This is a genomic window from Nonomuraea sp. B19D2, from assembly GCF_040137845.1.
Classification (GTDB): Bacteria; Actinomycetota; Actinomycetes; order Streptosporangiales; family Streptosporangiaceae; genus Nonomuraea.
The window spans coordinates 1-7,783 of sequence record NZ_JBEFAK010000107.1 but is presented as its reverse complement, the minus strand read 5'-3'; the positions used below and the strand labels follow the sequence as shown (position 1 = coordinate 7,783).

The window sequence follows — 7,783 nt, the reverse complement described above, 5'->3', positions numbered from 1 at the left end:
GCGAAGACTTCACTCTGGGTTGGGATATCGCCCACCATCGGAGGTGCTAGAGGAATGGTTCGATAATCGGGTCGCGGCATGATATAGTTTCATTTGGGTCGAGTCCGGAAAATTCGGAGCCCCTCAGCCCTCCATGACAACGAGGTCATAGGAATGGGGGAGCTCCGCATCCGCAGCCTCCAACATGCCCAAGGGGAAATCCAATACCTCACACATCCCCGCCTCTGGGGCCGCGGCCTGGGCACCGCCATCGGCCGACAACTCCTGCACATCGGCTTTCACCAACTCCGCATGCACCGCATCTACGCCACCTGCGATCCCCGAAACGCCGCCTCCGCAGCCATCCTGAAGAAACTCGGGATGACCCATGAAGGCCACCTCCGCCACACCGCGAAGTTGCGCGACGGTTGGCGAGACTCCGCCCTCTTCAGCATCCTCGACAGCGAATGGACCGACGGGAACAACTAGTACTCGGCTCTATCGCAGAACGGCGCCTCCGGCGGGGGCGCTCCGGCTCCGGGATGATGGCCGCGGGACGGAGAGGGCGAGACTTCACCGTCTTGGTGTCACCCTTCTGCCGAACAGACCGCCAGACGTAGATCGCGAACTCCTCGTGCTCCCAGCCCGCCTCCCCCACCGGCAGCCACGCGGCCCGAGCCTCGTCGTAGGCCACGACGTGCGACCAGAGCAGCGCCCTGCTCCTCCGCACGAGCGCCGATCAGCAGCGAGAGGACGATGTAGGCCCGCATGCGCTCCCCACTCCCCTCGGCCTGTGTGAGGATGGCGAGAACTTGAGCCAGCGTCAAGGCCTTCGACGGACGACCCGTGCGCCCTCCGGGATGTCGCAAAGGTCCACGACGTTCCGCTTGACCTTGTCGCGGCGCATCGCGCTATTGACCGCACGGTTGAGGATGCCGTGGATCAGCTTGAGTGACCAGGTGCCCAGTTCGCCCGTCTTACCGGCCAGCCACTTGTCGACGTCTTCCACGGACAGATCCCCTGGGGAACGTGAGCTACCGTTCTTTGCGTCGTTCGAGGCCAAACCGGACCTCGCCGAGCGGCACGAGGAGATCCTGCGTTCGGAGATGGGGCGCTGACGTGCTCCTGTGCGACACGGGTTCGCGTCCCACGGGAGAGGTGTACAGGTGATCTTCCCCCTGGTGTGACCGGAGAGCTCCATGTGACAAGAGACGGTTGCGGCATCAAGATCGAAGGAGAGAAGGCGATGGCCGTGAACGACAGTGCGACGCCCGCGAACCGGCTGGCGCAGCGGACTCAGACCGATCAGCAGGACCGTGTTCGAGTGGCGGGACCGGTCCCCGGACCACATCGCTAGGTTGAGGCGATGGGATCCGAACCAGGACGCACGTACCCGATGAAGATCCGGTCCGCCGCGGGAACGCTCTCCGCCGCTGTGCTCTGCGGCAGCGCCTGGGACGCGGTGCGAGCGGACTTCCGCAGGCTCAAGGTGGCGGCGGGATGGTGACTGACTTGAGTCATCGGGGGACGAATCCGGTGGCCGTTTGGGGCCGCAAAGGGTGGATGCTCGTGGCGGTTGTATGCGCGGTAGCAATTGCGGGATGCGGTACGGCGTCAACCGGTCAGACCTCGCCCGATGCGGTGATCAAAACGGTTGAGGACTTTGCTGGACCGGACGCGAAGGTCTATAGCAGGCGGGTGCTGGTCGAGAACGCCGATGATGGCCAGTCTCGCTGGATGCCGATGGTGGTGGCGTGTAAACCCGAAGGCGGCTGCCAGGTGGTCGCCCCAGATGGCGTGGGGTATGCCGACTTTCAGTCCTTCATCAACGACACCAAGCTGATCAAGCCCGGCGACAAGGTCCTCGGAGCCGCCAACATCACCTCCCCTGGCGAGCCGTTGCAGCCCAAGACGTTCACCAAACGCGCACACGTGCCGTGGGCCTTGTACGCTGGCTTCGCGCTGCTGGTCCTGCTCGTGGCGGTGTGGCTGATACTCCAGGACTTCCGTCGCCGCCGAACCGGAGCCGACGAATAGCTGCTTCGTGCACGGAAATATTCCGGAACCGGCAGGGTAATCCGGGCGCGTAGCGGTAGAGGGCCAGCTCGCCGATGGTCAGATTGCGGCGAATCAGCATCACACGCAGGGGAAGATCACCCGTACACCACTCCCGTGGACGGAACCGTGGACAACGGCAGACGACCGTGGACCGTTTCCGGACCTGGGGTCGCCGATCATTACGCTTTGGGGCGCATGCCGCCGCTGTCCCGGTTTGATCTGGGCGTTGGGGCGGAGAAAACTCGCGGTCTCGGGTCCCTCAATGTGGGTCCAACTGAGGGTCGGCCGTTTTCAGTGCCGGATCCGAACTGGAGGATCGGGGCTGTAGGTCACCGAGGCCGGTAGCCCTTCCTTCTACGGCTGGCCGGCACGGCTCGGCGGCCGGAGCCGTTCTGTGCGGGTTTCCGTGCCTGCCGCTGTGCCGGTTTCTCCGCAGGGGCGGCGGGGGTACGGCCCCGCGAGCTGTTCACTGTCCGACCGCGGACGATGCCGATGAAATCTTCCACCAGGTCAGTGGTCGCGTCCGTGGGCCAGGCCAGCGCGACCTGAGACTGCGGCGCGTCCGGCACCGGCCGGTAGGTGAGATCCCTGCGGTGGTGGAGGCGTGCCAGCGACTGCGGAACCAGGAGAAGCCCAGCGCCGGACGCCACCAGCTGGACCGCGTCCGCCGTTGTGGCCGGGCGGGTGAACGCGGGCTGCCCGGGCCGGGCCGTCCACTCGATGGTGTCGTCCAGGGGATGGAACACCTCGTCGTCGGCCAGGTCGGCGATGACCACCTCGTCGACGGCGGCCACTGCGTGGTCCTTGGGCACCACGACCACCGTGGTCTCCACGTAGAGAGGAATCACGCTGAGCCCGTCCCGGTCGACCGGCAGCCTGACGAATCCGGCGTCGGCGCCGCCATCCCGCAGGAGTCCCACCACCTCGGCGGCGGGAACCGCGACCAGGGTAACCGGCACACCGGGCATCCTCTCGGTCCAGATGTTGACCCATTTCGCGGGCGTCACCCCGGGCACGTACGCCACCCGGAACACCCTGCCGGTCTCCCCATCAGTCACGTCCTCAGGGTACCGATGTCAGGGGAACCCGTTCCGACTGACTACTCTTGGCGCCATGACCTCGCCCAAACCGAAGAGCATCCAGACGATGAAGCCCGAGACCGCGGCCAAGAAGCTGGGTATCCTCCTCTCGGCCACTCCCGCCGAGTTCCAGGCGGGTGTCGTCTCCAGGGACGAGCTGAACGAGTTGCAGTCGACGCCACCCGCCTGGCTCGCTGACCTGCGCCGCAACGGCCCGCACCCCAAGCAGGTCGTCGCCGCGAAGCTCGGGGTCTCCATCTCCGGCCTGACCAGAGGCGGGATCACCGAACCGCTCACCACCGCTGAGATCGATGCGCTGAAGGCGGAGAACCCGGCGTGGCTGGAGCGCGAGCGGTCCGTCCAGGCCGAGACCCGCAAGGAAGCACTCCGCCTCAAGCAACGCTAGACAGCTGAGATCCTGCACGTCTCCGACCCGGGACGAGCCCGTCGAATGAACCGCCCGAATTAAAGAGCTTACGCACTGGGACTGGGGCGATGCGGCTCGTGCGTGCCAGATCATGCCTCCGACCGGAGATCTTCGGCTCTGAGGTGATCAGCGCGTCGGCAGTCCCACAGCCATTCCTATAGCGTCGTCCTCGCTGACGGAACCGTCGCAGCCGCGTCCACCCCACATCAACAGCTGGTTTCCGGCGATCACGGGCGTCATATTGTCAGGGCATCCGCCCGCGAACGCGACCGTCCTTGGCGCTGAGTGCAGTCTGGCTGTGCGAGGGTCGTAGGCTGCGACACCTTGCGACGATGCCGACCAGATGCGGCCACTCGCCATCCACATGCGGTTCGGTGGCCTGTCCCCGTGCAACTCGGCTTTCGAACGGAAGACGCGGGAGGAAAACCGGCCCACCTCACGCCATCGGACGCCGTCTCCCAACTCGACCATGCGGCTTCGACCGCCTTCGCTGAAGATCCCTATCAGCCCGGTCCCATTCCACAGCAGCCCCGCAGAATCCACGCCGGAGCCCAGGGGCAGCTTCGTCGCCCGTTCGAGACGAGCCAGGCCGCGGTCCAGTCGTTGCGTCATCAGAACGTTTCTGGACGGATCGAAGGTGAGCGCGACAACCCCTGCGCTGTCACTCACTATGTCGATGACGTGCACCCCGTTGCCCTCGATGGCGCGCCACCGCCTGTTCTGCTGGTCGAAAACCAATAGCGGCACGGCGGGTTTGCCAAGAGGGATTCTGTATCGGGCGGGGGTGAAGATGATACTGCCGCGGTGAACGTGCGGCTCGGCCGCAGACAGCTCCGCTGGAGCATCCGGAAGGGCGCGCCACACATTTTTCTGCGGGCTGTACGCGGCGCCGTCACGCAACAGTCCCGACGCATCACCGCCCCAGATGAGCAACTCCGAACCGCTCCACACAGCCAGGTGCTCGCTACGGGGAGAGAGCGATGTCTTGGGCATCATCCGCCACAAACGCGTGGTCGGACTGTACAGGGCACCGTCGGTGAGATACCGGGGCCGCGCCTTGTCGCCGTTCCACCCGCCCCACACAGCCAACTCGCTACCCGTCCAGGTGACAGAATGACCGGTCCGGGCAGCGATAGGAGCTTTCGGGAGTGCAATCGGAGTCACGTGCAGCTTGTCGCCCTCGGAGGGCTCCTCGCTCCGATCGAGGAAGACGGCACCGCCGGCGATAAGGCCTCCGACTGCCGCGGCGCCAACGGCCAAGAAGTTACGACGAGTTATCGGCAAGCGCATCTTTTCCCACCTCCAGGACTCGCGGGCTCTGATCCTATTGGGCGGGCTTTTCACCGGCCAGCCGCTTCAAGCAGACGTCAAGCTGGTCGAACGATGCATGCGCACGCTCCCTCGACGATATCCAAATAGCGCGCCCACGTGACAGAACGGATTTTGCAATGAGTGCCGCCGGAGTCACTGTGTCGCTCGAACCGGTCACGATGCAGCGCGGTTCCTTGCCGTAGACGAGTTCGGCGGGCTCGCGCTTCAGCAGGAAACAAGAGGCATGCTTGGCCTCGAGCACACTGGTGACGGAGTTGTACCTCCCGTAAGCGTACGGCCACCCTTTCGCCGCAGAGCAAACCTCTTCGAGGTAGGCGAGATATGCGGGCGACACAGCACCCGCCCCGTAAATCCCCCAATACTGCTGTGCCAACCGCTGGGCGGCTTGGGCATCCGAGTCCAAGCCGGCGAGGCGCCCGGTAGAAGCAAGTGTTTGCGTATAGCCCACTTCGACCAACGCCGACAAGTAGTCGAAACGCCGCTCGACCCCCGCAATCGAGAGCGCTCGCGGCATGCCCTGGTGGCCGGTCACCCTTCTTTGCATGTCTTCGATGGCACGTGCGCGTGCGTTCACGATCTGCCGACCGTCTGCTCCGACCGGGAAGGGGCGAGTCAGGATGGACCAGTCCAGGTTGATGTGACGCAGATAGCCCAGCCGCACGGCACCGAACGAGTGGCCGATGAATCCGGAGTACCGCAGCGACTCCTGTGCGGCCACCTGCTGCAGGATCTTGTTGTAGCTGTCGCCGGTGAAGCCCCAACTCCGCCGCGAATCCTCGGGAAAGCAGCCGGTGGCGACGTCGGCCGAGTAGTCCATCAGCGAGTTTCCGTCGCGGTTACGGATCCATCGAACAAGCTCGCTGAGAGCCTGCGGGCAGTTACTCGGCGAGGCCTTGAGCACCCACGGTTCTTCCAGGAAGAGCAGATTGTAAGCGAGGCCGAGAACGTTGATGGTTCGCGCAAGCTGGGGCAGGCGGATCTGGCCGCTCATGACGGCTACACCTGGGCCGCCGACGTCCACGATGACAGTGTTCTTCGTGGGGCGAGACGAGCGCAGCAGCGAGTATCTGTAAGGCTCGCCGTCCACCTGGACGCTCGCACAGGCCTCCCGAGTTCCGCCTTCAGAGCAAGGGTCACCAGACGGCGCGGTAGACCGGGCGGGCGCGGGATTGGCCGGCGAATCGGTCGCGGAGCATCCGCTGATGCAAAGCAGGAGCAGGAGCAGGGCGCTCCGCATGGTCCGAAGCGCCCTGTGCCGGTGGATGAAGCCCTTCAACGACTTACCAGCCGTCCTCTTTCCACAGCAGGGTCTTCTCGTTGGAGATCCCCCAGTCCACCTGCGCCCAGAGATAGTCGGCGTAGATGGGGTTCAAGTCTTCGTCGGCCGACTTGGCGTAGATCGCCGCGCCGAAGTCGAGAGCCAGCTGGCCGGTCTCCTCGCCGTTGAAATCGATCCCCATAGCCTTCGTGGTCGCGTCCGGGAGCACTGACGTGGAAGTGCACTGGTGGATCGGAATCTCAACTCCGGCGTAGTCCGGGAACGAAAGCGATACGTTCATCGTCTCTTCGCAGGTTTTCTGCCCGCCGGCGGGCGTCCATTTGTACAGGCTCTCCACCCGATCCTCAAACCCCTTCCAAGGGCGAGACCGGAGCGTGAAGTCGACCGTCCTTGGGCGGTTCGTCGGCCCGTCGGCCTGCTGGAACACCGCCCACCGGTTGTAGATCCACTTCCTCGTGGTCGGGTCCTGATACTTCTCGTAACACGAAGTGGCGTTGTGGTCCTGTGGCTCCTCTCCGGTCCAGTACTCCGGGTCCCACCACAGCTCGACGCACTCGTGCCCCATCTGGAACATGTCCTTGACGTTGAACGCGCCGTCGAATCCAGCACCACCCTGCCAGCCAGAGGAGGGCGCGTCGGGCGCTTCGGCCATCATCACCCCGATGGCCTTCTGCCCGTCGTTGGCATCGGCGCCGTCGCCGACCGCCACGTCGATGCGCTCAGGCTGCCGCGAGCCGTCCCACGCCAGGCGGATCTGGCCGTTGCCGAACGGGTCCGCGACGGAGGCGACCTTGACATCGGACGCGTCCAGCAGCCTGCCCGAGCGGGCCTGCTTGTCCAGATACTTCTGCGCCACGTCGGCGACTTGGGGGTTGGCGGACCTGCTACGCAGGGCCTGCGCGGCAGTCTGCGTGGCCGCCTTCAGCTGAGTCGAGCCGATCGATGCCCGCTGCGGCTCCGCAGCTGCCTCCGCGACACCGGGAGACGCCGACACCGCGGAGATCGCGAGTCCGAGGGTAAGAGTAAGGATTCCGCCGAGTAACGCCCGCATGCATGACCTTTCTCTCGGAACATGTGCAGACATAGTTTTCTGCGCACGATTAGAGACCTTGACACGCCTTGTCGGAGCGGACAAGCGCAACAGAGTAGCCAGATTATTACTCGCCGCTATAAGTGTGCGCACATCTTATGGATCACCAGGCTGTATGGATCTTGTGTGATCTACGTCACATCTGCGCGAATCTCAAGCATCGCTTGCCTTTCCCCGTAACGGTTCAGCCTGAGTAACCAATTGCGCGGTAATCGGCAACGTCGAGCACAGGCATTACAGAAAGTCATACTGCGGCATCGTCTGATTCGATCGGAATCCAGAGACGCGCGACGATCGCGTACTTCGCTGCGCCGTTCGTGGCGAACGGCTCCCGCAGGTGTCTGCACGAGCCTCACCTGCCGAGTCTCCACAGCGCCGCTCGGCCCCCTGCGGAGGTTTTGGCGTCCTTGGATGATCCTGCTGGTTAACTCGTCTCAGGCTGCGAGAGCGAGTTCTGCCAGTTCGAGGCGGGCGAGGTGGCTGGTGCGGGTCCGGTCGAGCGGGTGTCCGTTCCACCAGGCATCCAGGCGGATGAGGTT

General features: G+C 64.5%; 9 protein-coding genes. 4 read left to right on the top strand and 5 right to left on the bottom strand.

Annotation, left to right across the window (positions count from 1 at the left end; translation table 11 throughout):
* The first annotated feature begins 153 nt into the window (after positions 1-153).
* Positions 154-468 carry a GNAT family N-acetyltransferase gene (locus ABN273_RS60205; RefSeq protein WP_502911357.1) on the top strand — a complete coding sequence of 105 codons (315 nt, stop codon included), beginning with the start codon at positions 154-156 and terminating at the stop codon, positions 466-468.
* 334 nt (positions 469-802) lie between these two features.
* Here ABN273_RS60205 and ABN273_RS58645 read toward each other — a convergent pair whose 3' ends face one another.
* Positions 803-988, bottom strand: coding sequence for a hypothetical protein (locus ABN273_RS58645; protein ID WP_349458478.1), 186 nt, complete (start codon positions 986-988; stop codon positions 803-805).
* Positions 989-1,345: 357 nt separating this feature from the next.
* Here ABN273_RS58645 and ABN273_RS58640 point away from each other — a divergent pair, with 357 nt between their 5' ends.
* Entirely contained in the window at positions 1,346-1,486 is a 141-nt protein-coding gene (locus ABN273_RS58640) for a hypothetical protein (protein ID WP_349458477.1), read from the top strand.
* The gene (locus ABN273_RS58635) at positions 1,480-2,016 is read left to right on the top strand and encodes a hypothetical protein (protein WP_349458476.1); all 537 of its coding nucleotides are present in this window, start codon (positions 1,480-1,482) and stop codon (positions 2,014-2,016) included. The genes ABN273_RS58640 and ABN273_RS58635 overlap by 7 nt, the downstream gene beginning before the upstream one ends.
* A gap of 350 nt (positions 2,017-2,366) precedes the next feature.
* Here ABN273_RS58635 and ABN273_RS58630 read toward each other — a convergent pair whose 3' ends face one another.
* Entirely contained in the window at positions 2,367-3,095 is a 729-nt protein-coding gene (locus ABN273_RS58630) for a LysR family substrate-binding domain-containing protein (RefSeq protein ID WP_349458475.1), read from the bottom strand.
* Between the two features lie 55 nt (positions 3,096-3,150).
* On the opposite strand from ABN273_RS58630, the gene ABN273_RS58625 reads away from it, so the two are divergent.
* Entirely contained in the window at positions 3,151-3,522 is a 372-nt protein-coding gene (locus tag ABN273_RS58625; RefSeq protein WP_349458474.1) for a DUF5997 family protein, read from the top strand.
* Positions 3,523-3,669: 147 nt separating this feature from the next.
* On the opposite strand, the gene ABN273_RS58620 is transcribed toward ABN273_RS58625, so the two are convergent.
* From ABN273_RS58620 to ABN273_RS58610, 3 genes are all read right to left on the bottom strand, one after another.
* Complete coding sequence (locus ABN273_RS58620; RefSeq protein ID WP_349458472.1) at positions 3,670-4,833, bottom strand: Kelch repeat-containing protein; 1,164 nt, start codon at positions 4,831-4,833, stop codon at positions 3,670-3,672.
* 34 nt (positions 4,834-4,867) lie between these two features.
* Positions 4,868-5,866 (bottom strand): hypothetical protein, encoded by a 999-nt coding sequence (locus tag ABN273_RS58615; RefSeq protein ID WP_349458471.1) that lies wholly within the window; start codon positions 5,864-5,866, stop codon positions 4,868-4,870.
* A gap of 289 nt (positions 5,867-6,155) precedes the next feature.
* Positions 6,156-7,289 (bottom strand): hypothetical protein, encoded by a 1,134-nt coding sequence (locus tag ABN273_RS58610; RefSeq protein ID WP_349458470.1) that lies wholly within the window; start codon positions 7,287-7,289, stop codon positions 6,156-6,158.
* Between the last annotated feature and the right edge of the window lie 494 nt (positions 7,290-7,783).

Coding starts and splice junctions, on each gene's coding strand:
- ABN273_RS60205 (WP_502911357.1), top strand. CDS start 154: ATGGGGGAGCTCCGCATCCGCAGCCTCCAACATGCCCAAGGGGAAATC.
- ABN273_RS58640 (WP_349458477.1), top strand. CDS start 1,346: ATGGGATCCGAACCAGGACGCACGTACCCGATGAAGATCCGGTCCGCC.
- ABN273_RS58635 (WP_349458476.1), top strand. CDS start 1,480: ATGGTGACTGACTTGAGTCATCGGGGGACGAATCCGGTGGCCGTTTGG.
- ABN273_RS58625 (WP_349458474.1), top strand. CDS start 3,151: ATGACCTCGCCCAAACCGAAGAGCATCCAGACGATGAAGCCCGAGACC.
- ABN273_RS58620 (WP_349458472.1), bottom strand. CDS start 4,833: ATGCGCTTGCCGATAACTCGTCGTAACTTCTTGGCCGTTGGCGCCGCG.
- ABN273_RS58615 (WP_349458471.1), bottom strand. CDS start 5,866: ATGAGCGGCCAGATCCGCCTGCCCCAGCTTGCGCGAACCATCAACGTT.